The organism is Bacillus haynesii (genome assembly GCF_014042035.1).
In the GTDB taxonomy this organism is placed as follows: domain Bacteria; phylum Bacillota; class Bacilli; order Bacillales; family Bacillaceae; genus Bacillus; species Bacillus haynesii.
In genome coordinates this window covers 1,389,414-1,416,345 of sequence record NZ_CP059494.1, presented here as the reverse complement: position 1 = coordinate 1,416,345, position 26,932 = coordinate 1,389,414, and the positions used below count along the sequence as shown (strand labels likewise).

General features: G+C 46.8%; 23 protein-coding genes. All 23 read left to right on the top strand.

Annotated features, from left to right (window positions below; translation table 11 throughout):
* Positions 1-172 precede the first annotated feature (172 nt).
* The 23 genes from H2R00_RS06935 to sepF all read left to right on the top strand — a co-directional run bounded on the left by H2R00_RS06935 (position 173) and on the right by sepF (position 26,925).
* Positions 173-1,639 (top strand): UDP-N-acetylmuramoyl-L-alanyl-D-glutamate--2,6-diaminopimelate ligase, encoded by a 1,467-nt coding sequence (locus tag H2R00_RS06935; RefSeq protein ID WP_182070723.1) that lies wholly within the window; start codon positions 173-175, stop codon positions 1,637-1,639.
* A 128-nt stretch (positions 1,640-1,767) separates the two neighbouring features.
* Entirely contained in the window at positions 1,768-2,742 is a 975-nt protein-coding gene (mraY, locus tag H2R00_RS06930) for a phospho-N-acetylmuramoyl-pentapeptide-transferase (protein WP_154997809.1), read from the top strand.
* The gene (murD, locus tag H2R00_RS06925) at positions 2,743-4,098 is read left to right on the top strand and encodes a UDP-N-acetylmuramoyl-L-alanine--D-glutamate ligase (protein ID WP_154997806.1); all 1,356 of its coding nucleotides are present in this window, start codon (positions 2,743-2,745) and stop codon (positions 4,096-4,098) included.
* 52 nt (positions 4,099-4,150) lie between these two features.
* Positions 4,151-5,251 (top strand): stage V sporulation protein E, encoded by a 1,101-nt coding sequence (gene spoVE, locus H2R00_RS06920; protein ID WP_154997804.1) that lies wholly within the window; start codon positions 4,151-4,153, stop codon positions 5,249-5,251.
* Positions 5,252-5,322: 71 nt separating this feature from the next.
* The gene (murG, locus tag H2R00_RS06915) at positions 5,323-6,423 is read left to right on the top strand and encodes an undecaprenyldiphospho-muramoylpentapeptide beta-N-acetylglucosaminyltransferase (RefSeq protein ID WP_154997802.1); all 1,101 of its coding nucleotides are present in this window, start codon (positions 5,323-5,325) and stop codon (positions 6,421-6,423) included.
* A gap of 28 nt (positions 6,424-6,451) precedes the next feature.
* Entirely contained in the window at positions 6,452-7,363 is a 912-nt protein-coding gene (gene murB / locus H2R00_RS06910; protein WP_154997800.1) for a UDP-N-acetylmuramate dehydrogenase, read from the top strand.
* 204 nt (positions 7,364-7,567) lie between these two features.
* Complete coding sequence (locus tag H2R00_RS06905) at positions 7,568-8,356, top strand: cell division protein FtsQ/DivIB (RefSeq protein ID WP_020451304.1); 789 nt, start codon at positions 7,568-7,570, stop codon at positions 8,354-8,356.
* Positions 8,353-9,045, top strand: coding sequence for a DUF881 domain-containing protein (locus H2R00_RS06900; RefSeq protein WP_182070722.1), 693 nt, complete (start codon positions 8,353-8,355; stop codon positions 9,043-9,045). Before H2R00_RS06905 ends, H2R00_RS06900 begins: the two co-directional genes overlap by 4 nt.
* Positions 9,046-9,070: 25 nt before the next feature.
* Positions 9,071-9,796 carry a DUF881 domain-containing protein gene (locus H2R00_RS06895; protein ID WP_182070721.1) on the top strand — a complete coding sequence of 242 codons (726 nt, stop codon included), beginning with the start codon at positions 9,071-9,073 and terminating at the stop codon, positions 9,794-9,796.
* Positions 9,796-10,149 (top strand): small basic family protein, encoded by a 354-nt coding sequence (locus H2R00_RS06890; protein ID WP_003181559.1) that lies wholly within the window; start codon positions 9,796-9,798, stop codon positions 10,147-10,149. Before H2R00_RS06895 ends, H2R00_RS06890 begins: the two co-directional genes overlap by 1 nt.
* A gap of 183 nt (positions 10,150-10,332) precedes the next feature.
* Positions 10,333-11,631 carry a cell division protein FtsA gene (ftsA, locus tag H2R00_RS06885; protein ID WP_076789653.1) on the top strand — a complete coding sequence of 433 codons (1,299 nt, stop codon included), beginning with the start codon at positions 10,333-10,335 and terminating at the stop codon, positions 11,629-11,631.
* Between the two features lie 34 nt (positions 11,632-11,665).
* A complete protein-coding gene (ftsZ, locus tag H2R00_RS06880) occupies positions 11,666-12,799 on the top strand; it encodes a cell division protein FtsZ (protein WP_182070720.1) in 1,134 nt (377 codons plus the stop codon).
* Positions 12,800-13,500: 701 nt separating this feature from the next.
* Entirely contained in the window at positions 13,501-15,009 is a 1,509-nt protein-coding gene (locus tag H2R00_RS06875) for a S8 family serine peptidase (RefSeq protein ID WP_154997793.1), read from the top strand.
* Positions 15,010-15,200: 191 nt separating this feature from the next.
* Entirely contained in the window at positions 15,201-19,499 is a 4,299-nt protein-coding gene (locus H2R00_RS06870; RefSeq protein WP_182070719.1) for a S8 family peptidase, read from the top strand.
* A gap of 180 nt (positions 19,500-19,679) precedes the next feature.
* Positions 19,680-20,609, top strand: a complete 930-nt coding sequence (gene spoIIGA / locus H2R00_RS06865; RefSeq protein ID WP_182070718.1) for a sigma-E processing peptidase SpoIIGA — start codon at positions 19,680-19,682, stop codon at positions 20,607-20,609.
* Positions 20,610-20,668: 59 nt separating this feature from the next.
* The gene (gene sigE, locus H2R00_RS06860) at positions 20,669-21,388 is read left to right on the top strand and encodes an RNA polymerase sporulation sigma factor SigE (RefSeq protein WP_006638262.1); all 720 of its coding nucleotides are present in this window, start codon (positions 20,669-20,671) and stop codon (positions 21,386-21,388) included.
* 139 nt (positions 21,389-21,527) lie between these two features.
* Positions 21,528-22,307: an RNA polymerase sporulation sigma factor SigG gene (sigG, locus tag H2R00_RS06855; RefSeq protein WP_003181576.1), complete on the top strand. Its 780-nt coding sequence runs from the start codon at positions 21,528-21,530 to the stop codon at positions 22,305-22,307.
* A 135-nt stretch (positions 22,308-22,442) separates the two neighbouring features.
* Positions 22,443-23,240 (top strand): ABC transporter ATP-binding protein, encoded by a 798-nt coding sequence (locus H2R00_RS06850; RefSeq protein ID WP_182070717.1) that lies wholly within the window; start codon positions 22,443-22,445, stop codon positions 23,238-23,240.
* A gap of 265 nt (positions 23,241-23,505) precedes the next feature.
* Positions 23,506-24,393: a putative RNA methyltransferase gene (locus tag H2R00_RS06845; protein ID WP_182070716.1), complete on the top strand. Its 888-nt coding sequence runs from the start codon at positions 23,506-23,508 to the stop codon at positions 24,391-24,393.
* Between the two features lie 84 nt (positions 24,394-24,477).
* Positions 24,478-24,711, top strand: a complete 234-nt coding sequence (locus H2R00_RS06840) for a YlmC/YmxH family sporulation protein (RefSeq protein ID WP_011197962.1) — start codon at positions 24,478-24,480, stop codon at positions 24,709-24,711.
* A gap of 222 nt (positions 24,712-24,933) precedes the next feature.
* A complete protein-coding gene (gene pgeF, locus H2R00_RS06835) occupies positions 24,934-25,773 on the top strand; it encodes a peptidoglycan editing factor PgeF (protein WP_234112994.1) in 840 nt (279 codons plus the stop codon).
* Positions 25,774-25,780: 7 nt separating this feature from the next.
* Positions 25,781-26,476 carry a YggS family pyridoxal phosphate-dependent enzyme gene (locus H2R00_RS06830; protein WP_182070715.1) on the top strand — a complete coding sequence of 232 codons (696 nt, stop codon included), beginning with the start codon at positions 25,781-25,783 and terminating at the stop codon, positions 26,474-26,476.
* Positions 26,473-26,925, top strand: a complete 453-nt coding sequence (gene sepF / locus H2R00_RS06825; RefSeq protein ID WP_003181594.1) for a cell division protein SepF — start codon at positions 26,473-26,475, stop codon at positions 26,923-26,925. Before H2R00_RS06830 ends, sepF begins: the two co-directional genes overlap by 4 nt.
* Positions 26,926-26,932: the final 7 nt, after the last annotated feature.

The window sequence follows — 26,932 nt, the reverse complement described above, 5'->3', positions numbered from 1 at the left end:
GTATGGGGCCGTTCCTCCTAAAAAATATATAGATTTTAAAGGATTAGCTGGATGTATCCTCTTTTTTACGCTAAAATATGAACTGTATGTCTGCACGAAGCTCGTGCGGCGAATCAACGCAGGAAAATATGACAACGAATGAAGAATGATTAGACTTGAGAGGTTTGATACGATGAAATTAACAAAGCTTCTTACATATTTAAAAAATGCACCTTCCTATGCCGGCCAAGAAGACCCTGATATAACTTCAATTGAGATGGACTCCAGGGAAGTCAAGACAGGGAGTCTTTTTGTTTGTATAAAAGGCTATACAGTCGACGGGCATGACTACGCCCGGCAAGCCGCTGAAAAAGGGGCTGCCGCCATCGTGGCGGAAAGGGAAGTCGACGCTGATGTGCCGGTGATTATCGTCCGTCATACGAAGAGAGCGCTTGCCGTGCTGTCGGACGCTTTTTACGGCCAGCCGACGAAACAGCTGAAGCTGATCGGCATTACAGGCACAAACGGCAAGACATCGGCTTCTCACATGGTGGAGGAGATCTTCAGAAAAGCCGGGAGCCGTACAGGACTGATCGGCACGATGTACACGAAAATCCATGACGAAACGTTCGATGCGAAAAATACGACGCCGGAAAGTGTCACACTTCAAAAAACGTTTAGAAAAATGGTTGATCAGGATGTGGATACAGCCGTCATGGAAGTATCTTCACACGCTCTCCACATGGGCCGGGTACACGGGTGTGATTACGATATCGCCGCATTTACGAACCTGACCCAGGACCACCTTGACTACCACCAGACAATGGAAGAATATAAACATGCCAAAAGTCTGCTTTTCTCGCAGCTCGGCGGTTCTTTTAACCACGAAAAACCGAAGTGGGCCGTGCTGAATGCGGATGACCCTGCATCAGCCTATTTCGCCCAAGTGACGTCAGCACACCTTTTGACATACGGAATTCAAAATGATGCCGATGTCAAGGCTGAAAATATCAAAATGGCTCCGAAGGGGACAACCTTTGACATGGTGACGCCCAAAGGTTCTGCCCAAGTGACGATCCCGCTTGTCGGCCTGTTTAACGTCTACAATGTTTTAACGGCCGCCGCGATCGCGATCGCAGCGGATATCCCGTTTGCTACGATTACGGAAGGAATTGAAGGGCTGAAAGGCGTCAGAGGTAGATTTGAGCTTGTGGATGCAGGCCAGGACTTTTCGGTGATCGTCGACTATGCCCATACCCCTGACAGCCTCGAAAATGTCTTGAATACGTGCAGAGGCTTAACGGAAGGAAAGCTGTTTGTCGTCGTCGGCTGCGGTGGAGACCGTGATAAGACGAAGCGTCCGAAAATGGCGAAAATCGCCGTTGACCTTGCTGATGAACCGGTCTTTACAGCCGATAACCCGAGAAGCGAAAACCCGCTCGCCATTTTAAACGATATGGAAGAAGGCGTAAAAGGGGCTTACTATCACAGCATCGTCAACCGCGAGCAAGCGATCTTTTTTGCCATTGCAAACGCCAAAAAAGGCGATGTCGTCCTGATCGCAGGCAAAGGCCATGAAACTTACCAGCAGATCGGCGGTCAAACTTTTGACTTTGATGACGCTGAAGTGGCCAAAAGAGCCATTCTTGAGCTGAAATAATCGAAAAAGAACTACAGGAAAGAGTTGTTGAAATTGATGGATGAAATAAATCAACATATGAAAAAAAACAGTGAATATGATAAATGCGTATGCTGCTTCTTATATCAAGCGGAAAGGGGAGAAGAACGATGCTCGAACAAGTAATTCTATTTACCATTATCATGGGCTTTTTAATCAGCGTTCTTTTATCTCCGATTTTCATTCCGTTTTTAAGAAGGCTGAAATTCGGGCAGAGCATCCGTGAGGAAGGTCCGAAATCCCATCAGAAAAAATCGGGAACGCCGACGATGGGCGGCGTCATGATCATATTGTCGATTATCGCGACGACCATTGCTATGACGATGAAATTTTCCGAAGTGAGCATGAACATGATCCTCCTCTTGTTTGTTACGGTTGGATACGGTCTGCTCGGCTTTCTTGATGATTATATTAAAGTCGTGATGAAGCGTAACCTTGGACTCACATCCAAACAAAAACTGATCGGCCAAATCGTGATTGCTCTGGTATTCTATGCCGTCTACCACTTCCAAGGGCTGCCGACTGACATCCGCATTCCGGGAACAGAGCTGTCGTTTGATTTCGGTTGGATTTATCCGGTGCTCGTCATCTTTATGCTTGTCGGCGGTTCAAATGCCGTTAACCTGACTGACGGGCTTGACGGTCTGTTGTCGGGTACCGCCGCCATCGCGTTCGGTGCGTTTGCGATTTTGGCGTGGAACCAGTCGCAATACGATGTCGCCATTTTCGCGGTTGCCGTTGTCGGAGCGGTGTTAGGATTTCTTGTGTTTAACGCGCACCCCGCGAAAGTCTTTATGGGAGATACAGGGTCGCTTGCCCTCGGCGGCGCGATTGTGACGATTGCGATTTTAACGAAACTGGAAATCCTGCTTGTCATCATCGGCGGAGTATTCGTCATTGAAACGCTGTCTGTCATTTTGCAGGTTATTTCATTTAAAACGACCGGCAAACGAATTTTCAAAATGAGCCCTCTTCACCATCATTACGAGCTTGTCGGATGGTCTGAGTGGAGAGTTGTCGTCACTTTTTGGACAGCGGGGCTTCTGCTAGCCGTCTTAGGAATTTACATCGAGGTGTGGTTATAAGTGGATACTCAAGATTTATTGCAAAATCAAAATGTGCTCGTACTCGGGCTGGCGAAAAGCGGATATGCTGCCGCTTCGATCCTTCATGAGAAAGGCGTAAAGGTTGTCGTGAATGACCAGCTGCCTTTTGAGGAAAATGAACCTGCGCGGATTCTCGCGGAAAAAGGGGTGGAAGTCGTCTGCGGCTCTCATCCGACGGAACTGTTTGATCTTCATTCGATCGACATTCTGATTAAAAACCCGGGCATCCGCTATGAAAACGTGATGGTCGAAGAAGCGCTGAAGCGGGGTATACCGGTCTGGACGGAGGTTGAACTTGCCTACCATCTGACAGATGCCCCGTTCATCGGCATTACCGGTTCAAACGGTAAGACGACAACGACAACGCTTGTTTATGAAATGCTGAAAGCCGATTCGAAAAAAGCGCTCGTTGCTGGGAATATCGGCACGGCGGCAAGCGAAATGGCCAATCAGGCCAGGGGAGACGAATGGATTGTGACAGAGCTGTCAAGTTTTCAGCTCATGGGGACTTATCAATTCAGACCGAAAATCGGATTATTATTAAACGTATTTGATGCCCATCTCGATTATCACCATTCGCGCCAAAATTATGAGCTTGCCAAACAGCAGGTCTATCGAAATCAATCGGAAACAGACGTTGCCGTTGTCAATTTGGACGATGAGACAGTCGTCCGGCTCGCCGAATGTTCAAAAGCGGAGAAGGTGTATTTTTCTGTCCGCCGGACACTTGAGCGCGGAGCGTGCGTGAAAGACGGCGTGATCATGTTTAACGGCGAACCGGTCATGCCGGTGGAAGACGTCGTTTTGCCGGGAGAGCACAATTTGGAGAACATTTTGGCCGCCCTTTGCATCGTTAAAACCGCAGGCGTCTCCGATGAGGCCGTCCGTAAGGTGCTGACGAGCTTTACCGGTGTAAAGCACAGGATGCAATACGTCGCGACGATCAAAAACAGACTGTTTTACAATGACAGCAAAGCGACAAACATTCTTGCGACGAAAAAAGCGCTGTCCGCCTTTCAAAAGCCGGTCATTTTGCTGGCAGGGGGGCTTGACCGCGGAAATGAATTTGATGAACTAAAGCCGCATATGTCTTTTGTCAAAGCGGTGATCACATTCGGCGAGACCGCGCCGAAGTTTGAGAAGCTGGCCGAAGAAATGGGAATACAACAGGTTAAACGTGTCGATAATGTTGAACAAGCAGCAACTGCGGCGTTCAGCCTGTCAGACGAAGGAGATGTCATTCTTCTGTCCCCGGCCTGTGCGAGCTGGGATCAGTACAAAACATTTGAAGAACGTGGTGACATGTTTGTAAACGCCGTGCATATGCTTAAATAAGGGCTTGTCTCGTAAAGATAGCCCTAAGAATTAGAGCTTGGGGTGTTCGGCTTTGCAAACAAAAAAAACGTCACCGGATTTTTTGCTGGTTATCATTACGCTATTGCTTTTAACAATTGGACTGATTATGGTATACAGCGCCAGTGCGGTATGGGCGACTTACAAATACGACGACTCCTTTTTCTTTGCGAAACGGCAGCTTTTGTTTGCCGGCGTCGGAGTCATCGCCATGTTTTTCATCATGAACGTCGACTACTGGACGTGGAGGACTTATGCGAAAATACTGATCATTGTATGTTTCTTTCTGCTCATCATCGTCCTGATTCCCGGGATCGGCATGGAACGGAACGGGTCGAGGAGCTGGATCGGAGTCGGCGCTTTCAGCATTCAGCCGTCCGAGTTTATGAAGCTCGCGATGATCGCATTTTTGGCCAAGTTTTTATCTGAAAAGCAAAAGAAGATTACATCGTTTAGAAAAGGCTTTGTGCCGGCGCTGGGCATTGTCTTTTCAGCTTTTCTGATCATCATGATGCAGCCTGACCTCGGAACAGGAACCGTGATGGTCGGCACATGCATCATTATGATCTTTGTCGCGGGGGCGAGAATTTCGCACTTCGTTTTTCTTGGTCTTCTAGGCCTGAGCGGCTTTGTCGGCCTTGTGCTGTCGGCGCCGTACCGGATCAAAAGGATCACTTCATACTTGAATCCTTGGGAAGATCCTTTAGGAAGCGGCTTTCAAATCATTCAGTCTCTTTATGCGGTGGGGCCCGGCGGGCTGTTCGGCCTCGGCCTCGGCCAGAGCAGGCAAAAGTTTTTTTATCTGCCTGAGCCGCAGACAGATTTTATTTTTGCGATTTTATCAGAGGAGCTCGGCTTTATCGGCGGATCGCTGATTCTTTTGCTCTTCAGCGTTCTACTGTGGAGAGGCATCAGAATCGCGCTCGGTGCGCCCGATTTATACGGCAGTTTTGTCGCCGTCGGCGTCATTTCGATGATAGCGATTCAGGTTATGATCAATATCGGCGTCGTGACCGGCCTGATTCCTGTTACAGGCATTACGCTTCCGTTTTTAAGCTATGGCGGTTCATCACTGACCTTGATGCTCATGGCGGTCGGCGTGCTGCTGAATGTCAGCAGGTATTCTAGATACTAGATTTCGGCGATAACCCTGTTGCGAGATAGCAGGGTTATCGGCATGTACATAAGGAATAAGGGGGAGAACAGATGCGGATTGTTGTTAGCGGAGGCGGAACGGGCGGCCATATTTACCCCGCCCTTGCGTTTATTAAAGAAGTGAAAAGGCATCACGAAGATGTTGAGTTTTTATATATCGGAACCGAAAAAGGCCTGGAGAAAAATATCGTCGAGCGGGAAGGGATCCCTTTTAAAGCGATTGAAATTACGGGTTTTAAAAGAAAACTGTCATTTGAAAACGTCAAAACCGTCATGCGTTTTTTAAAGGGCGTAAAAGAATGCAAAAAAGAATTAAAACGGTTTAAGCCCGACGCAGTGATCGGCACGGGCGGCTACGTGTGCGGACCCGTGGTGTACGCGGCTTCAAAACTGGGGATCCCGACGATTATCCACGAACAAAACAGCCTTCCCGGACTCACCAATAAGTTTTTATCCAAATATGTTGATAAGGTAGCGATTTGTTTTGATGAAGCGAAAACACATTTTCCTGCTGAAAAAGTTGTTTTTACAGGAAACCCGAGGGCGTCTGAAGTCGTCTCTATAAAAGGGGGCCGTTCCCTGACCGCTTTAGGTCTTTCAGAAGGCAAAAAAACGGTCCTTATTTTCGGAGGCAGCCGCGGTGCCGCTCCGATCAATGAAGCGGTCATCGCGATGCAAAACGAATTAAAAAAGCGGGATTACCAGGTTCTTTATGTCACAGGGGAAGTTCACTATGATAAAGTCACAGCTGCGCTTGACAAAGAAGGCGCCGCTCAGAATATGGTCGTTCAGCCGTTTCTCCATCAAATGCCCGAGTACTTAAAAGAGTTCGATGTCGTCGTGGCGCGCGCAGGTGCGACGACAATAGCGGAAATTACCGCGCTCGGGATTCCAAGCGTTCTGATTCCGAGTCCGTATGTTACGGCCAACCACCAGGAAGTGAACGCACGCTCACTAGGGGAGCAGAACGCCGCAGTCGTTTTAAAAGAATCAGAGCTTAATGGAGACCGCTTAATTCAGGCGATCGATCATATTTTACAAGACGAAAAGACGTTGAAAGAGATGAGCAGCCGTACGAAATCGCTAGGCGTGCCGGACGCCGCGGAACGCTTGTACAATGTGCTGAAAGAACTGAAACATCATGCAAAATGATAAGTCAGAAGGATTTTGGAGGTTTTCGATGGATAAGGTGATACAAGAATTAAAAGAACTTGAAGTCGGCAAAGTTCTGGAAAACGAGCCGCTCAGCAACCATACAACGATTAAAATCGGAGGACCGGCTGATGTGCTGGTGGTTCCGAAAAACATTCAAGCTGTCAAAGATACGATGAAGGTGATCAAGAAGCACGGCGTCAAGTGGACGGCCATCGGCAGAGGCTCGAATCTGCTTGTCCTCGATGAAGGGATAAGAGGCGTCGTCATCAAGCTCGGCCAAGGACTTGACCATATGGAAATCGACGGCGAGCAAGTGACGGTCGGCGGGGGCTACTCTGTCGTAAGGCTTGCGACAGGCATCAGCAAAAAAGGGCTTTCCGGCCTTGAATTTGCCGCAGGCATTCCGGGTTCGGTCGGCGGAGCGGTTTACATGAATGCCGGCGCCCACGGCTCTGATATCAGCAGGGTATTGGTGAAAGCATTGATCCTTTTTGAAGACGGAACGATCGAATGGCTGACGAATGAAGAGATGGCATACAGCTACCGCACGTCCATTCTTCAAAACGAGCGGCCGGGCATTTGTCTTGAAGCCGTTCTCCAATTGGAGCAAAAAGAACGCGATGAGATCGTCGCACAGATGCAGAAAAACAAAGACTACCGAAAAGAAACGCAGCCTGTGTCCAACCCTTGCGCAGGCAGTATCTTCAGAAACCCGCTGCCTGAACATGCGGGCCGGCTAGTTGAAGAGGCAGGTTTGAAAGGTCATCAGATCGGCGGGGCAAAGGTTTCAGAGATGCACGGCAATTTCATTGTCAATGCAGGCGGTGCAACAGCGAAAGACGTCCTTGATTTGATTGCATTCATTCAAAAAACGATTAAAGAAAAATACGATATCGACATGCACACTGAGGTCGAAATTATCGGAGAAAAACGGTAAACGGCCTCTCTGCTTCAGATCGCCTTATGATATAATGTATGAAACAAACAAGCAAACGGCATCCTAGTATGTCGTTTGTTTCGCTAAACGGAAGCTTTTTAGCTTGCCCCGTGCTTTCATATGTCGGGAAGCGCGTCTTTTTTCGAACAAAAATAAGCAAATAAAAATCTTTTTGTCTGCTTTATTAACCTGAGGTGAGCCTACGTGAAACCCGGTATTGATAAAGAAAAAGTAGTGAATATAGAAGAACGGATTCCCAAAATTAAAGAACAGCGAAAGCAAAAGGCAAACCGCCGGCTGATCACGTTTATTCTGCTCTTTTTCACGATGATGCTGATCATCATCTACCTGCAGACGCCGATCAGCAAGGTCTCGACGGTAGAGATTAAAGGAAACAAAAACGTTTCAAAAGACCAGATCATTTCCCTCTCTTCGATCCATAAAGGACAGACGGAATTCTGGAGTCTGAGCAAGCAAAAAGCCGCAGAAAAGATCGAGCAGAATAAACTGATCAAAAAAGCCGAAATTTCTAAACAACTGCCCAACAAAATCGCCATCTCCATCGAAGAGTATAAAAGCATTGCATTTTTGCAAAAACACAATGTGTACTACTCCGTGCTTGAAAACGGCACGGTGCTTCCTGAAGAGGTGACGCCGACTGACATCGGACCGACCCTTAATAACTGGGAGGAAGACGAAAAGCTCGTTCAAATGGCAAAACAGCTGAACAAGCTTTCCGATTCCGTGAAAAAATCGATTTCCGAGATCAACTATACGCCTCAAAAATCAAACCCTTGGCTGATCAGGCTGTATATGAATGACGGTTATATCGTGACGGCTTCGCTGAAAACGTTCGGACAGAAAATGAACAGCTATCCGGCGATCGTAAAAGAGCTGCCGAAAGGGGAAAAAGGCATTATCCATATGGAAGTCGCGACTTATTTTGAACCTCTGAAAAAAACGGATGAAAGCAAAAAGGGAGACGGAAATTGAAGAGACACACAGTCAATCTTTCACTCGCCATGCTTGTCCTCGGGTTCCTGCTGTCTTTCTCCTATCAATTCGCCAGGGAAAACAAAGACCATGAAGAAACCGCCGAAAATTGGAAAGAGGAATATTCCTTACGCGACCGGCTGATTTCCCAGGAAAAGCAAAATAAGAAGCTGGAACAGGAGCTTTACAAAAAACAGCAGGAAGTACAGAAAACAGAGGCGGCTTTGAAAAAGGAAAAAAAAGAGTATTACAATATTGTGGAAGATGTTGAGAGGTACAGAATGTTCGTCGGGGAAATCGGCGTTCAGGGCGAAGGGATCAAAGTGACGCTGAAAGACGCTTCTTACATACCGGAAGGTGAGAATGTCAACAACTATATCGTCCATGAAAGCCACATTTTCCGCCTGCTCAATGAGCTGTGGATTTCCGGGGCGGCCGCGGTGTCGATCAACGGGCAGCGCGTGACACATCATTCCTATATATCGTGCAACGGCCCTGTCATTACGGTTGACGGTAACCAGTATCCGGCGCCGTTTGTCATTTCTGCCATCGGGGATGCGGATGTGCTGATGCCGGCGCTGAACATTGCAGGGGGGCTTGTGGATCAGCTGAGCCGCGATCATATTTCAGTCAGCATCGAAAAACAAGATAAAATCGAGATGGAGCCCCTTTTAAAGCAGGGGGAATGAACGTTGAAAAGTTGGTGGGCGGACGTTGAAGAAAAATAATCGTTTCATCAGTTTGAGCATCCTGATGCTCATTTTCGGAATTATGCTGTCCGTGCAGTTCAATTCGCTGAAAGCGCCGAAGGTCCGCGATACGCGGGACATTTGGGACCTCAGGGAAGACCTGAAGGAAGAACAGAAAAAACAGCTTGATCTGATCAGCGAAATTGACAAGTATGAAAAAATGCTGAACACATACAGTCATCAAGAAGAAACCTCGCGGACAAAAGCGTTGAATGAAACGCTTCAAAACTTAAAAAAACAGGCCGGTTTCACAGATGTTACAGGGAACGGAATCATCATCACCATTTCTCAGCTCTTCTCGGAAGAACTGACGGGAGAACCCATTCAAAATCCCCCTCCCGACCTTCTGAAAAAGCTGATTAATGAACTGAATATGTATGAAGCGGAAGAAATATCCATCAATGACAGAAGGGTCGTCAACACGACGGTGATCCGGGATATCAACGGAACAACCAAAATAGACGGATATCCTTTGGACAACTATCCGATAACGGTAAAAGTCATCGGCAAAAACGCCGATAAACTATATAGCCGAATGAATGCTTCATCCCTGCAGGATCTGTTCGCGGGAGAAAATCTGGATTTGCAAATCAAAAGGCCTGAAAAACAAATCAAAATCAAAGCTTACGAAGGTTCAATGCAAGTTGCGCCATTGAAACCGCTCGAAAAATCAAAAGGAGAGAATTCCTAATGTGGCTTCCGGTTTTAGGGCTTTTGCTCGGAATTACAATCGGGTTCAGCACGAACTTCACCATTCCGGATGAGTACTCAAATTATTTGTCCCTGGCGATTCTGGCATCGCTCGATACTTTGATCGGGGGAATAAGGGCCCATTTGGAAAGTGTATATGATGAACTAGTTTTTGTGACAGGCTTTTTCTTCAATATTATTCTCGCCATAAGTTTGGCTTTTCTGGGCGTTCATCTTGGTGTAGACTTGTATTTAGTCGGTATGTTTGCATTTGGCGTGAGGCTTTTTCAAAACATCGCGGTCATCAGAAGAATACTGCTCGCCAAATGGACGGCCTCGAGGAGAAAAAATTAAAAAAAATCGGTTTTAAAAGAGGATATACATAGGATATCACGAATATTCACAGTAATCCTAAAACTAAAAACGAAGCGTATTGGTTTGTATTGATTGTTACACACTTGTAAAACCAGATTCATTGTATTGTTGTTCGGCAAATAATAGAATAGAATTGACTGAAATGTGAGGAGGTGCCATAGAATGAACAACAATGAACTTTACGTCAGTCTAGACATCGGTACGTCCAATATTAAAGTGATCGTCGGTGAAATGTCAGACGATTCTCTTAACATTATCGGAGTCGGAAATGTTCCCTCAGAGGGGCTGAAAAAAGGATCAATCGTTGATATAGATGAAACGGTTCATTCTATAAAAAAAGCGTTTGAACAAGCAGAAAGAATGATAGGTTTTCCGCTGACCCACGCGATCGTCGGGGTTAATGGGAACTACATCCATATTCAAGAAACGAACGGTGTTGTGGCTGTCTCAAGCGAGAATAAAGAAATCCACGTTGAAGACGTGCGCCGGGTGATGGAGGCCGCTCAAGTCGTTTCCATCCCGCCTGAACAGCTGATCGTCGATGTGATTCCGAGACAGTTTATCGTTGACGGAAGAGGCGATATCACAGATCCGAAAAAGATGCTCGGCGTCCGCCTTGAAGTGGAAGGATCGCTGATCACGGGCTCAAAAACGATTTTACATAACCTGCTCCGCTGTGTGGAAAGAGCGGGAATTGAAATAACGGATATTTGCCTTCAGCCGCTGGCTGCCGGATCGGTCGCTTTATCAAAGGACGAAAAGAACCTCGGAGTGGCTTTAATCGACATCGGGGGAGGATCGACGACGGTTGCCGTATTTGAGGACGGCCACCTTCTTGCGACCCGTGTCATACCCCTGGGAGGAGAAAACATCACCAAGGATATTTCAATCGGATTGCGCACCTCCACAGACGAAGCTGAGCGGGTGAAGAAGCAGTTTGGACATGCTTTCTATGAAGAAGCGTCGGAAGAGGAATCATTTGAAGTCGCTGTGATCGGGACAGACCAAAAGCAGACCTTTACTCAGCGGGAAGTGGCAGACATTATAGAAGCCAGGCTCGAAGAAATCTTTTTATTCGTGGCAGAGGAACTGCGGAACATGGGAATAAAAGAATTGCCGGGAGGGTTTGTGCTTACAGGGGGACAGGCTGGAATGCCGGGGGTCCTCAGCCTCGCACAGGATGTTCTTCAAAATAACGTCAGAGTGGCTAGCCCGAATTATATCGGTGTAAGAGAACCTCAATACATGACAGGAGTCGGCCTCATCCAATTCGCTTACCGCAACGCAAAAATCCAAGGCAGAAAAGTAGGTTTTAAGATGCCGGAACAAGCGGTTCAGGAAGTCGCGGCAACACATCAAAAAGAAGTGCAGCAGCGACCGAAGCCAAAATCCAAGCAGCAGGCTCAAGCTGAGAAAAAGCCGAGCAAAATGAAGAAAATATTTAACTTCTTTTGGGAATAGAGATTAGTCATTCGACGGATTAGGAGGATTTAGCATGTTAGAGTTTGAAACAAATATAGACGGCTTAGCATCGATTAAAGTAATAGGAGTAGGTGGCGGCGGTAACAATGCCGTCAATCGGATGATCGAAAATGACGTTCAGGGAGTCGAGTTTATCGCAGTCAACACGGATGCTCAGGCTCTCAACCTTTCAAAAGCGGAAACGAAAATGCAGATCGGTGCGAAGCTGACACGCGGACTCGGCGCCGGAGCCAATCCGGAAGTCGGCAAAAAAGCCGCAGAGGAAAGCAAAGAACAAATTGAAGAAGCGCTGAAAGGTGCAGATATGGTGTTCGTCACAGCCGGAATGGGCGGCGGAACAGGAACGGGCGCAGCACCTGTCATCGCACAAATCGCAAAAGATCTGGGCGCATTGACTGTCGGCGTTGTAACAAGGCCGTTTACCTTTGAAGGAAGAAAAAGACAGCTTCAGGCAGCAGGCGGTATTTCAGCAATGAAGGAAGCCGTCGACACCCTGATCGTCATTCCGAATGACCGTCTTCTTGAAATCGTCGATAAAAACACACCGATGCTTGAAGCGTTCCGCGAAGCGGACAACGTTCTCCGCCAAGGTGTTCAGGGCATTTCAGACTTGATCGCAACACCTGGACTGATCAACCTTGACTTTGCTGACGTCAAAACGATCATGTCCAACAAAGGTTCTGCACTGATGGGTATCGGTGTAGCGACAGGTGAGAACCGCGCTGCAGAAGCCGCTAAAAAAGCTGTTTCCAGCCCGCTGCTTGAAACGGCGATTGACGGCGCCCAAGGCGTGCTGATGAACATTACAGGCGGAACCAACTTAAGCCTTTACGAAGTTCAGGAAGCAGCGGACATTGTTGCAGCTGCATCTGACCAGGACGTCAACATGATCTTCGGATCTGTCATCAATGAAAACTTAAAAGACGAGATCGTCGTTACGGTCATCGCGACCGGCTTTATCGAACAGGATCAAGATGCAACAAAGCCGCAGAGAACTTTAAACCAAGGCTTAAAACAGCATCATCAGCCTGCTCCGAAACGGGAGCCGAAGCGCGAGGAGCCAAGCATGCCGCATCGCAGCCCATCTCAGCCTGCCGAGGATACGCTTGACATCCCGACTTTCTTAAGAAACCGCAATAAACGCTGATTAAAATTTAATTTGTACTTATAAATACTAATTAAAAGTATAAAGAAATTGATCAGCTTTCAGGGAAACAAATAGTGTTAGTGAAGAGAAAGAAAGGCTGCTGATATCGAATCAGCAGCCTTTTATTATTTAAATGTAATGAAATTAATCAGCAGATCTAAAAACATTAGCAATGTATATGACAAAACTTGTTAAATTATTTTTTCTTTTAATTTGTTTTTAAACATTCTTAGCTATTTCTGCTAATCGCTTGTGCCACACTGAATTCCCCACTCAGTACAACTTTCTAGACTCCTAATTTAAAGAATTCCGATAACTGATTTTTAATTAAACCAAATACAAATTAACAATTAATCTGTAGTTCACCTTATAGGCGTGAAAACAGTCCACGAAGAATAAATGCTCCTCCCAAAGCATCAATTGTCATCCAGGTCGAAGCATCTCCCTCAAAAGACTTGCATCTAACCCCTCTCTTTTCTCCTGGATGCACGGATTTTCCTTTCGTCTTGTCATCTGACCGAACTATGAACGGTGAACAAGTCATATGTAAAAAGAACGAATTTACAAACCGATAGAGGAAAAATGACAAAATACGACAATATCTACAAGTCTTTTCTTTTACCATTATTAATAGTTTCTGTTTCTAGACAAAGAAACGCAAGAAACGACTATATTTGCTATTGCTAAAAGGAGGATGTCATGTGAAGAAAAAGCCATTATTCCGCACATTCATGTGCGCTGCACTCGTCGGTTCACTTCTCGCTCCGGTGACCGTGCAGGCTGAAACAGGCACTGCAGCGAAGGCCAAGGAAGAAAGTAAAATATCAAGCGCTCTTTACAAACGTTTTGAGAAAGAAGATAAAGTGACTTTCTTAATTAAAATGAAAAACCAGGCGAATCTTCAGCAAGCGGCAACAGCGGCTGAAAAGCGGGCGAAAGCAAGCGTTATGACAGTGAAAAAAGTAAAAGAAATCAAACGTTCAGCCGTGCTGACTTCCCTGCGTACAAAAGCTGAGCGAACTCAAAAAGACTTGAAATCGTTTTTGGAAAAGGAAGAGAAAAAAGGAACAGCAAAGCAAGTGGAATCTTTCTATATTGTAAACGGCATCGCCGTGACGGCGACAAAGGATGTGATGGAAAAAGCGGCTTCATTTCCTGAGGTTGAAAAAGTGCTGCCCAATCAAAAAATTAAGCTGGGCAACACCGAAAAACCTACGGTAGAATCAAAAACATCCGCGGATCGCACCCCTGCTTCCAACATTCAGCAGGTTCATGCGCAGGATGTCTGGAAAAAGCGCTATAAAGGCAAAGGCGCCGTCGTCGCTTCAATTGACACCGGCGTTGAGTGGGATCATCCGGCGTTGAAAACAAAGTACAGGGGCTACAACCCTTCTAAACCGAACAGTCCCGACAATGAGTTCAACTGGTTTGATGCGACAAGCAATAAGAAAACCCCATATGACGACTTGGGCCACGGCACACATGTGACAGGCACGATGGTCGGCTCAGAAGCCGGCGGTAAAAACCAGATCGGTATCGCGCCGACGGCGAAATGGATCGCTGTCAAGGCCTTTTCAGAGGACGGCGGAGATGAAAAATCCCTTTTGGCTGCAGGGGAATGGATTTTGGCCCCGAAAGATGCGAAAGGAAAAGCGCACCCTGAAAAGGCTCCCGATGTCGTCAACAATTCATGGGCAGGGGAACGCGGACTCAATGAATGGTATTTGGATATCGTCAAAGCTTGGCGGGCAGCAGATATCTTTCCTGCATTCGCAGCAGGCAATGTCAGCGAATTTGAACCGGGCGGACCGGGTTCAGTTGAGAACCCGTCCAACTATCCGCAATCTTTTGCGGTAGGCGCAGTTGACAGCGCAAACGCGCTAGCCGACTTTTCATTGCAAGGGCCTTCACCATATGACGAAATCAAGCCCGATATTTCCGCACCGGGCGTCAGCATCCGCTCTGCTTATCCGGGACACAAGTATGCTGCAATGAGCGGAACATCGATGGCGACCCCGCATGTATCCGGCATCGTCGCTTTAATGAGGGAAGCCAATCCGGACCTCACAGTCGATGAAATCGAGCGCATCCTGCTGAATACGGCGATGCCTCTGACTGACAAAACGTTTAAAAAATCGCCGAACAACGGCTACGGATACGGCTTAGTCAACGCTTTAAAAGCTTTTGACGCAGCTAAAAAAACAAAATGATAAAAAAGGACAAAACCGCTTTAAGGTTTTGTCCTTTTTTTATCTAATTTTAAACATGGCCTTGACAAATACCGACAAAAAAATTAACCATTTTTTACTATATTTAAGTTACATCAAAGTCAGACAAGGCATCCACAAGGAGGGGAGGACGGACAAATCCAGCCAATTTCATAAAAAAGGGGGATGTTCATTTGAAAAGAAAACTGAGAAAAAAGGCGTTTTCCACCATTTTAAGCGGTTTGTTAATCGGCTCGCTGTTCATGCCCGCCGTTTCAGATGCCGCGGCAAAGCCTGCGCTTACTTCCATGAAAGAACAAGCAGCTGCAAGTAAGGAAAAAATTTCGAAATCTCTTGTCAAACAGTTCAAAAAAGAAGATCAAGTCACATTTTTGATTAAACTGAAAGATCAAGTCGATACACCAAAAGTGGCCAAGCAGGCGGAAAAGAACGCGAAGAAAAAGTCGCTGAGCGCGGCTAAAACAGAATATCAAAAGCGCTCGGCTGTTGTCTCCGCTTTAAGAGTCAAAGCGGATGAGACGCAAAGTGATCTGAAACGTTATTTGAAAAAGCAGGAAAAACAGGGGAACGTAAAAAAAATCCGCTCCTATTATATTGTTAACGGCATGGCTGTCCATGCGACGAAAGAGGTCATGGAACAAGTAGCGGCTTTTCCGGAAGTAGAGAAGGTGCTCCCGAACGAAAAAAGGCAGCTGATCAAACCGGCTAAACAGTCTGTAAAAAAATCAGCAGCTAAGGATGAAAAAGAAATCGAATGGAATATCAATCGAGTCGACGCACCAAAAGCCTGGAAAATGGGATATGACGGAACGGGCACGGTTGTCGCGTCAATTGATACGGGTGTGCAGTGGGATCACCCGGCCTTGAAAGAAAAATACCGCGGATATGACCCGCAGCATCCTGATCAGCCTGATCACGAATTCAGCTGGTATGATGCGGTTTCAGGCGCTTCTGAACCGTTTGACGATCTGGAGCACGGCACGCATGTGACCGGGACGATGGTCGGTTCAGAGCCTGACGGTCAAAACCAAATCGGTGTGGCGCCTGGTGCAAAGTGGATTGCCGTGAAAGCTTTTGGAGATGAAGGCGGTACGGACGAAGATCTTCTTGCAGCGGGTGAATGGATATTGGCGCCGAAAGATAAAGACGGCAACCCGCACCCTGAAATGGCTCCGGATGTTGTCAATAACTCGTGGTCAGGGGGAGCCGGGATTGATGAGTTTTACAGGGATATCGTAAAAGCGTGGCGGGCTGCAGGCATCTTCCCTGAATTCTCTGCGGGGAACGTTGATTTCGCCAATCCGGGAGGACCTGCTTCGATTGCCAATCCGGCAAACTACCCCGAAGCGTTCGCGACTGGAGCGACAGACATCGATAATCGCTTAGGCGACTTTTCACTTCAAGGTCCTTCCCCGTATGATGAGACCAAGCCTGAAATATCGGCGCCTGGCGTCAATATTCGCTCATCTGTACCTGGAAGCGGCTATCAAGACGGCTGGGACGGCACTTCAATGGCTGGCCCGCATGTCGCCGCCGCCGCCGCTCTTATCAAGCAAGCCGATTCATCGATCACCGTTGATGAGACTGAAAAGATTTTGATGGAAACTGCAACACCGCTCACAGACAGCAAATTTACCGAATCGCCGAACAACGGATACGGCCACGGGCTCGTGAACGTGTTTGACGCGGTGTCCGCCGTCACAGACGGGTTGGGCAGAGCGGAAGGACAAGTCGGAAAAGAAGGCGAAGACAAAAATCCGCCGGTCTTACACCATCAAGAGATCAATGAAATTTACTCAGGCTCGGAAACGCCTCTTACAGTTGATGTGGAAGATGATGTCAGCATCATATCGGTCAAATTGAGCTATAAAACGGATACTTCAGATTGGGAGACGATCGCTGCCAAACAAACTTCCGGCGATTATAAAAAAGGAACGTACAAGGCAGCCGCATCCGTTTCTGAAGGGAAAGTCCTTTCCTACAAGTGGATTGTCACCGACTTCGGAGGAAACAAAACGGAATCCAAAGTGTACGAAATCCCGATTTCCCCGGCTGTGACAACAGGGTATAAACAAGATTTCGAGAATTCCGCCAGCGGCTGGCTCACATCAGGCGTGAAGAATTCATGGGAGCGCGGAGTTCCTCAGTCAGGCCCGAACGCCGCAGCATCGGGAAAAAACGTATTCGCAACAAATCTGACAGGGCCGTATGAAAGTTCGGCCAATATGAATCTTCTCATGCCTCCTGTCAGCGTTCCAAAAAATCAAAAGCTTTATCTCACATACAAATATTGGCACGATATTGAAGAGGACTTTGATTACGGCTTCGTTTACGTACAGCCTGAAGGAAAAGATGAATGGATCCCGGCTGCCGAGTACAGCGGCAAGACATCAGAATGGAAAGACGGACAGATCGATTTGTCGGAATACGGGGGACAGACGATTAAGATCATGTTCAACCTTCAATCTGACGACAGCATTGAGGGTGACGGGCTGTATATCGATGATGTAGCGCTTGTCAAGGAAGTGAAGAGCACTGGTACGAAAAAACGACTGGGCGTTGAAAAACAGCCGGCCAAAATGAAGGATAAGAAAACGAAGAAACAAACGATTGATCCGAAAAAAGCAAAACCGGCAGAAGCCGTTCAAGAACATCCTGAGACGAAAAAAGCAGCTCCTGCGGTTCTTCCGGTGCGCGCTCAGGTCAGTGTGCTGGAGACGGGCAAATCGACATATTCCAACCAGGCAACAGGCGCATACAGTTTGGCTCATGCACCTGGAACCTATACGCTGAAAGCAGAAGCGTACGGATATGAATCAAATACCCAAACCGTAAAAATCGAGACCGACAAGACAACGACGGCAGACTTTGTCTTAAAAGAACTGAAGAAAGGGACGGTCACCGGATCGATAAAAAACAAAAAAACGGGCGAACCCGTCCGACATGCAAAGCTGTATATCGTTGAAGATGCAGCTGTAAAACCAGTCCAGACGGACGGCGACGGAAGCTATTCATTAACGGCCTATGAAGGCTCGTATACGGTAAAGGTCTCTGCAAACGGATATTACAGCAGCGAGTTTGCCGTTGATTTAAAAGGAGATGTCTCGAAAGATATCGAGCTCGATCCTTTCATCGGCTATCCGGGGGAAATAGGCTATGACGACGGAACCGGGGAAAACGCCTGGGCTTTCTATGAATCCGGCAACGGGCTGGCCGTTAAAATGACGCTCGAAAACGGGCAGGAAAAAGCCATGCTGCAAGGAGGTTTGTTTAAATTCTGGGATACAGAATTCCCTGATCCGGGCGGCACTGATTTTGCAGTCGAAGTCTACGATGCTTCGGGTGAAAAAGGCTCTCCGGGCAAAAAAATCGCCGGCCCGTTCAAGGCTGAAGCGCTCCGCACAGGCGAATGGACGACCGTTGATTTGGGTGACGAAGGCATCATCGTCGAAAAAGACTTTTACCTCGTGTACATCCAGACAGAAGATCTGGCCAACTCACCTGGACTTGCTACAGACGAAGACGGGGAATATTCCGGCCGCAACTGGCAGTATACGGACGGCTCATGGTCAAAAGCGCCATCAGACCAAGGCAACTTTATGATCCGCGCTTTGGTCGACTATGAATTGGCGGTGCCTGTGATCACGTCTCCTAAAGACGGATTCATCACCAATAAAAAGAACGCTGTCATCGAAGGGACATCGTCTCCGAACACGACCGTTCATCTCTTTAACGGAGATGAAGAAGCCGGAACGGCGGAAACTGGGGCGGACGGCACTTTCTCAAAAGAGATTCCGTTGAATAAAGGAGAAAATGTGATCACCGCCAAATCGTCATCGGCTTCCGGCACGACGGATGCTTCAGAACCGGTCCGCATCGTCCTTGATCAGAAAAAGCCGAAGCTTACGATCGATACGCCGAAAAGCGGCTCAAAACTCAATAAAGAGACTGTCACCGTGAAAGGAACTGTATCAGACGACCACTTGGAATCTGTTCATGTAAACGGCAAAAAAGCGGCTGTTGACAATGGCGAATATTCTGCGAGGATTATGCTTGACAACGGCAAAAATGAAATCAACGTAACGGCAGCAGATGCGGCAGGCAACAAAACGACCAAAAAAGTCACGGTAGATGTCAACTTTGAAGCGCCGCAAATCACCGGTTTGAAACCGGCCGAAGATCTCGAGCTCAAAACGGGAGAAACCGTGAAAATCGAGTTTGAAAGCGCCGCTGATTTGGATGCTGTCTTTGTGATCAGAATGCCGCTTACCAATTTCAAAACCGCCGCCCAAAACGTAACGGAGCTGCCGATCAGAGAAGTCTCAAAAGGCAAGTATGAAGGATATTGGACTGCGACTTCAACCGCAAAAGCAAAAGGAGCGGAAATCGAGGTCATTGTCCGGGATGATTACGGCAATGAAACGAGACAAACGGCAAAAGGCAAACTGTATATCAATGAAAAGCTAAAATAAAGGTGAAAAGACGCTGTCTTCAATGGCAGCGTTTTTTTCGTTTTATGATCGACAAATTCAGTACGAAAACTTCAAAAAATGTACGATTTGCGCAACATTAATTGACAGACTTTACCTTTGGGCTTGATTTATACTTAGGAAAACACACTAAGGTCATCGAGCCGCAGAAAGGGGAAGGATGTGGAAATCTATTTAGATGCGATATGGCTGTTAAACTTTTGTTTTGACTTGCTTCTTTTAATGATGACCGCATTTATTTTAAAGCGAAGGGTTAAAAAGCGGAGGCTGATCTTAGGGGCGTTTGTCGCGTCAAGCATCGTTCTGTTTATGTTTACACCTTTTTCGCCGTACGTCCTTCATCCTGCAGGCAAACTGTCGTTTTCGGTTGTGATTGTTCTTGTGACATTTGGTTTTAAGCGGTTCCGCTTTTTTTTGCAGAATTTGTTTTCTTTTTATTTTGCCACTTTTTTAATGGGAGGGGGGATTATCGGAGCGCATTCTTTGCTTGAAACGGATTCGATCATGGAAAACGGCGTCTTTATGACGAGTTGGTCCGGTTTTGGAGACCCCGTCAGCTGGCTGTTTGTCGGTGTGGGTTTTCCGGCTGTATGGCTGTTTTCAAAAAAGCGTTTTGAAGATGCCGAAACGAAGAAAATTCAATACGAAGAACGCGTCCGCCTAGAGGCCTGCATTGATGAACATACGCTTCATTTCACCGGATTGATTGACTCCGGAAACCAGCTCTACGACCCAATCACAAAAACGCCCGTCATGATCGTCAATATTGAAAAATTGAAAGGTGTATTGGGAGAAGAGGCGAGTGTGATCATCAAGGAAATGAGCCCGCTTGATGCCGTCGGGAAACTTGATGAAACACTGCCTTATATCGGGCGAATCCGCCTGATTCCGTACCGCGGGGTCGGCCATCAGCATCAGTTTCTGCTCTGCTTAAAGCCGGATCATGTGCTCATTTGTACGGAAAGAGAGGTGATTGAAGCGCCGAAATGCCTGATTGGCATCAGCACATCACCGCTTTCCGCTGACGGCGAATTTGACGCCATCGTCCATCCGAAAATGCTGGCCGGAAACCCGGTCAAACACGTTTCTTAAACTTGAAGGCTGTTACATTATCATACTCCTGAAAACGTTTATTTAGAAGGGGGAGGAAGATGAAAAAACTAAAATTAAGGTTAACCTATCTATGGTACAAACTTTTAATCAAACTGGGGCTGAAAAGCGACGAAATTTATTATATCGGCGGAAGTGAAGCGCTGCCCCCGCCATTGTCAAAAGATGAAGAGCAGGTGCTTCTCCATAAGCTGCCTGACGGTGATCAGGCGGCACGAGCGATTTTGATTGAACGAAATCTCAGGCTGGTCGTCTACATCGCAAGAAAATTTGAAAATACCGGCATCAATATCGAGGATTTAATCTCCATCGGCACGATTGGCCTCATCAAAGCGGTGAATACCTTTAATCCCGAGAAAAAAATCAAACTGGCTACATATGCTTCCAGATGCATTGAAAATGAAATTTTGATGTATTTAAGAAGAAACAATAAAATTCGCTCAGAGGTATCATTCGACGAACCGCTGAACATCGATTGGGACGGAAATGAACTGCTTCTCTCAGATGTGCTCGGAACAGAAAACGACATTATTACAAAAGATATCGAAGCAAACGTTGATAAGAAACTGCTGAAAAAAGCGCTTGAACAGCTCAATGACAGAGAAAAACAGATCATGGAGCTCCGCTTCGGACTTGTCGGAGGAGAAGAAAAAACGCAAAAAGACGTTGCCGATATGCTCGGGATCTCCCAGTCATATATTTCCCGGCTTGAAAAAAGAATTATTAAAAGGCTGCGAAAAGAATTCAATAAAATGGTTTAATTTTTTTATGAAATTTGAAGCGTTGACAGTCAAGGGTTTTTGACTCGATCTTCTTATTTTTGGAAATTAACGATGCATATTTTTCCCACCCGAGGAGATACTGAACTTTGTACAGCAGCTCCTGTAGGGAGGGAAAAAAGTGTCGAGGAATAAAGTTGAAATCTGCGGGGTTGATACATCAAAACTGCCCGTACTGAAGAACGAAGAGATGAGAAAGTTGTTCAAGCAAATGCAGGATGAAGGAGACACAACAGCAAGAGAAAAGCTTGTTAACGGCAATTTGCGCCTTGTCTTAAGCGTCATTCAAAGGTTTAACAACAGAGGAGAATATGTTGATGACTTATTCCAAGTCGGCTGCATCGGACTAATGAAATCAATTGATAATTTTGATCTGAGCCACAATGTTAAGTTTTCAACATATGCTGTACCAATGATAATCGGAGAAATCCGCAGATATTTGCGCGATAACAACCCGATCCGCGTCTCACGGTCACTCAGGGATATCGCGTACAAGGCGCTGCAAGTGAGAGAACGGCTGATCAGTGAGACAAGCAGGGAGCCGACGGCTCAGGAGATTGCTAAAGAGCTTGAAGTGTCCCATGAAGAAATTGTTTTTGCGCTTGACGCCATTCAAGATCCTGTATCTTTGTTTGAGCCGATTTACAATGACGGAGGAGATCCGATTTATGTCATGGATCAAATCAGCGATGAGCGCAACAAGGATTCGCAATGGATCGAAGAGCTCGCCTTAAAAGAAGGCATGAGACGGCTGAATGAACGGGAAAAAATGATTCTCAGAAAACGCTTCTTCCAAGGCAAGACGCAAATGGAAGTCGCTGATGAGATCGGAATCTCCCAAGCCCAGGTCTCAAGGCTGGAAAAAGCCGCCATTAAACAAATGAATAAGAACATTCACTAAAGCCGCAGATTGACTGCGGCTTTTCACATGCTAAAAATGGAAAATCTCTCATTCACTTTGTTAAATAAATAAGCTATAATAAAAGAATTATATTTTAATTTATCAGAATATTTACATAAAAAAGGAGGGTTTCGGATGGTTCTGCAGCTTGAGCGTGCTTCACTAAAACGAAACGGAGAGTGGATATTAAAGGATATTGATTGGACGGTGAAGAAAGGGGAGCACTGGGCGTTATACGGATTAAACGGAGCCGGCAAAACCGCTCTGTTGAACATGCTGTGCGCTTATTATTTTCCGACAACAGGAAAAGTCACCGTGTTAGGCCGTGAATTTGGAAAAATGGAGCTGGGCGAAAAGCTTCGGCGAAAAATCGGCCTCGTTTCAGCGGCCCTGCAGCAGAAGCTTTATCCTGAAGACAGCGCATTTGAAATTGTCTTAAGCGGCGCTTTCGCATCGATCGGCCTTTATGAATCGCCTTCACAGTCTGTCAGGGAGAAAGCGATCGCCCTCTTGGAGGAATTCGGCTCCATCCGCTATGCGGACAGGAGATATGAAACGCTCTCCCAGGGGGAAAAACAAAAGGTGCTGATCTCAAGGGCCTTGATGGCCGATCCTGAGCTGCTGATTCTCGACGAGCCTGTAACCGGTCTTGATTTCATCGCGAGGGAGCAGGTGCTGGAGACGGTTGAACAAATTGCCAAAAAAGACAGTGCACCGTCCATGCTTTACGTTACTCACCATGCAGAAGAAATTCTCCCTGCTTTCAGCCAAACGCTGCTGTTGAAAAAAGGAGAAGTGTTTTCATTGGGAAAGACAAGAGAGATGATGTCCGGCGAGGTTCTCTCCAAATTTTTCGATATGCCGGTCCAGGCCGTATGGACGGACGGCAGACCGTATTTGTCCAAGAAAAAGCTTGCAAACCTCAACGTTTAAACCAGCTGATGTCTTTGGCAGCCTCCTTGCATGGAGGCTCTTTTTCAGCTTTCCTCATCTTAAAGAAGCTGGTAAGATAATAGAGAACGTCATGATAAAGAGGGGTTCATCATTATGATCATTCAATTCATTCGCTACAGATAATGAAAGGTATAGACAAACACTTAAACCATCCACACCTTCGTCTTTAAAAAATGCCGAAGGAGCGGGTTTATTTGTCTATGCCTTTTTCATTGATCTAAATGTGAATGAATGAGGTGTAACAATGATGAATAAAAAATTAAAAAGAGCATCGCTCATGAAGAGGCATGAAACGATGTTTCAGTGCCCGATATGCACAGCGAACATGGCGGTCACTGATTTAAAAAGCCTGATCTGTGCAAGCGGACATACGTTTGATATCGCAAGAGGAGGATATGTCAATGTCACGACGCATTCTCCATCTGTTAAATATGATAAAGATTTATTTGAAGCCAGAGGAATGTTAGCAGGCGCCGGCTTTTTTGAACCGCTGAGCAGCGCGTTGACAGACCGGCTCGAACAAGCTGGCCTCCCGTTTTGCAACTTTGTCAGCATCCTCGATGCCGGCTGCGGGGAAGGTTCGCATTTGGCGCGGATCGCTGAAATGATTCAATCGCGTTCCGGAAGGCCTGTCCTTGGAGTCGGACTGGATTTGGCGAAAGCCGGGATTGTGTCGGCGGCTAAGCAAGAAAGGGAGGCGATCTGGTGTGTCGCTGATCTGGCTGCCGCGCCGTTTCGGAATCGTTCATTCGACGCGATCCTCAATATATTGTCGCCTTCTAATTACGCGGAATTCGAGCGGCTGTTATCAGATGACGGCATCGTTTTGAAAGTGATTCCGAAAAGCGGCTATCTGAAAGAACTGAGGGGATTTTTGTACGACGGCTTGGACAAACAAGCCTATACGAGTGAGGATACGGCTGAGCGGTTCTCGTCTCATTTTGATCTGATCGACAGAACGGAGATCGCCTACAGCAAACGTTTAGACCAAAACCTCCTCCCGCCGCTCATCAAGATGACGCCTTTATCATGGCGCGCGGAAAAGGAGCGGATCAATGCCTTTTTAAAGAAGGAATCCGTTGTTATGACCGTCCATCTCGACATTTTAGCCGGCAGGAAAAAAACGAAATAAACCATTGAAAAGGCAGTCTAAATAAAGGACTGCCTTTCATATAATCTTAAAAGGAGATTTGATCAGAGGAGGCGTGCGGTGAACATGATGAATATTTCTGATTTTCAAATAAAGGATGTCGTCAACGTATCAAACGGAAAAAAGCTCGGCAGCATCGGCGATATTGATATTAATGTAACGACAGGCAAAATACAGGCGATCGTCATCGGAGGGACGGGGAAAGTTTTCGGATTTTTCGGAAAAGAAGAGGAAATCGTCATTCCGTGGCGAAATATTGTTAAAATTGGAGAAGATGTGATTCTTGTGCGACTTAGCTGATCAAGAACATGAGATGATGCCTGATCAATCGGCTGGCCCTTATCCGCCTGCTTTTTTCAAAATGTTGTGAACGGTGAGACCGTCTGTAAAAGCAGGGATAAATGTTGCAAACAATACATTTCGTTTAGTTTTTTGAAACGAAACTAAACGAATGCATCAAGATGTGTTAAAATAGGAGCGATATGATGAAAGACTACGATGTTTGTCGAAAGGCTGATCACCATGAATACATATAACCCCTTTCGTCTTGATGCTCCGTCAATGCTTTTGATTGAGGAATGGAATCAGACGGCGGAAACCGGCGGAGCCGTCACAGCCGGATTTACGACAAAAAACGGCGGAGAAAGCGAACCGCCTTTTCACTCATTGAATACAGGGCTGCACGTTCAGGATCATGAACAGCATGTCATCAATAACAGAAAAAAGGTTGCCGACATCCTAAAAACTGATCTGCACGACTGGGTATTTGCCGATCAGACGCATGAAGACCGGATTCAAAAAGTGACGGATGGCGATCGCGCCAGCGGCGCTTTCCGATACGATACGGCGCTGAAGGCTACGGACGGACTTTATACAGACAGGCCAAACCTGTTTTTGGCGCTGTGCTTTGCCGACTGCGTTCCCGTTTATTTTTACGATCCGGTCCGCTCGCTGGCCGGAATCGCTCACGCGGGCTGGAAAGGCACCGCACTCGGGATCGCCGCCAGCATGGTTGACACGTGGGTCAGCCGGGAAGGATCAAATCCCGCAGACATCCGAGCCGTGATCGGGCCTGCGATCGGCGCGTGCTGCTACACTGTCGACGATCACGTAATAGACAAAATCAGAAATCTTCCTCTTCAACAAGAAGACAAAGCCTTTTTGACGATAAAAGAAGGGGAGTACCGTCTCGAATTAAAAGAAGTGAACAGGCAGCTGCTTGTACACGCCGGAATTCCAAACGGCCAGATCAAGGTGAGTTCCCTTTGTACGAGCTGCGAGCGTTCACTGTTTTTCTCCCATCGGAGAGACCGGGGAAAAACCGGACGGATGATGTCCTTCATCGGATTAAAGGAGGTATAGCTTACAGGTGGATGTAAAAAGCAATTTACGACATATAAATGACAGGATCAACGAAGCGTGTATCAAAGCGGGCAGAACGCCCGACGAAATATCCGTCATCGCTGTCACGAAATATGTTTCCCCGGAACGGGCGCAGGCAGCGCTTGATGCAGGAATCAGACATTTGGGTGAAAACCGTGATACCGGGCTGCTTCACAAGCTCGACGCTCTGAAAGACAGCGAGCCGGTATGGCATTTTATCGGAACCCTGCAGACGAGAAAGGTAAAAGCAATCATTGATCATGTCTCATATATCCATTCTTTAGACAGGCTTTCCCTTGCCGATGAGATTCAGAAGAGGGCAAAAAAACCGATTGACTGTTTTGTTCAGGTCAACACATCCCTTGAATCTTCAAAACACGGCATGGCAAAAGAAGAAGTTCTTCCTTTTGTAAAAAAGCTGTCTGCATACGAAAACATTCGGATTGCGGGATTAATGACGATGGCTCCTTTTACGGATGATGAGACTGCAATCAGAAGCTGTTTTCGCTTGCTGAGAGAGCTGCGCGACGAGGTTCGCGGGCTTGATCAATGGAACGCCCCGTGCAGCGAGCTTTCGATGGGTATGTCTAATGACTATACGATCGCAGTCGATGAAGGCGCGACATTCGTCAGAATCGGATCTTCCTTAGTCGGAAATGAAACTGGAGGTGGACAATCATGAGTTTGAAAAACAAATTTAAAAACTTTTTTTCCTTGGATGATGAGGAATATGAATACGAGTACATTGAAACAGACAGGGAGGAAATCCCTGAAGAGCATGAATCGAAAGACAGAACCGCCTACCAGTCTAAAGCGGCTGGGAAGCAGAATGTCGTAAGTTTGCAAAGCGTTCAGAAATCTTCTAAAGTAGTGTTAAGTGAGCCTCGGGTGTACGCGGAAGCCCAGGAAATCGCAGACCATATCAAAAACCGCCGCGCCGTCGTCGTGAACCTGCAGCGCATTCAGCACGATCAGGCGAAAAGAATCGTTGATTTCTTGAGCGGAACTGTATATGCTCTCGGCGGCGACATTCAGCGGATCGGAGCGGACATCTTTTTATGCACGCCTGAAAACGTCGATGTCTCCGGCACGATTTCCGAGCTCATAGAAGAAGAACATCAGAGGTGGTAAATCACAG

Bases quoted from the DNA above. Each gene is read 5' to 3' on its own strand.
- murG (WP_154997802.1), top strand. From the start codon at position 5,323: ATGCGGATTGTTGTTAGCGGAGGCGGAACGGGCGGCCATATTTACCCC.
- pgeF (WP_234112994.1), top strand. From the start codon at position 24,934: ATGAATACATATAACCCCTTTCGTCTTGATGCTCCGTCAATGCTTTTG.
- H2R00_RS06935 (WP_182070723.1), top strand. From the start codon at position 173: ATGAAATTAACAAAGCTTCTTACATATTTAAAAAATGCACCTTCCTAT.
- H2R00_RS06850 (WP_182070717.1), top strand. From the start codon at position 22,443: ATGGTTCTGCAGCTTGAGCGTGCTTCACTAAAACGAAACGGAGAGTGG.
- ftsZ (WP_182070720.1), top strand. From the start codon at position 11,666: ATGTTAGAGTTTGAAACAAATATAGACGGCTTAGCATCGATTAAAGTA.
- H2R00_RS06890 (WP_003181559.1), top strand. From the start codon at position 9,796: ATGTGGCTTCCGGTTTTAGGGCTTTTGCTCGGAATTACAATCGGGTTC.
- H2R00_RS06840 (WP_011197962.1), top strand. From the start codon at position 24,478: ATGATGAATATTTCTGATTTTCAAATAAAGGATGTCGTCAACGTATCA.
- murB (WP_154997800.1), top strand. From the start codon at position 6,452: ATGGATAAGGTGATACAAGAATTAAAAGAACTTGAAGTCGGCAAAGTT.
- H2R00_RS06845 (WP_182070716.1), top strand. From the start codon at position 23,506: ATGATGAATAAAAAATTAAAAAGAGCATCGCTCATGAAGAGGCATGAA.
- sigE (WP_006638262.1), top strand. From the start codon at position 20,669: ATGAAAAAACTAAAATTAAGGTTAACCTATCTATGGTACAAACTTTTA.
- sepF (WP_003181594.1), top strand. From the start codon at position 26,473: ATGAGTTTGAAAAACAAATTTAAAAACTTTTTTTCCTTGGATGATGAG.
- mraY (WP_154997809.1), top strand. From the start codon at position 1,768: ATGCTCGAACAAGTAATTCTATTTACCATTATCATGGGCTTTTTAATC.
- ftsA (WP_076789653.1), top strand. From the start codon at position 10,333: ATGAACAACAATGAACTTTACGTCAGTCTAGACATCGGTACGTCCAAT.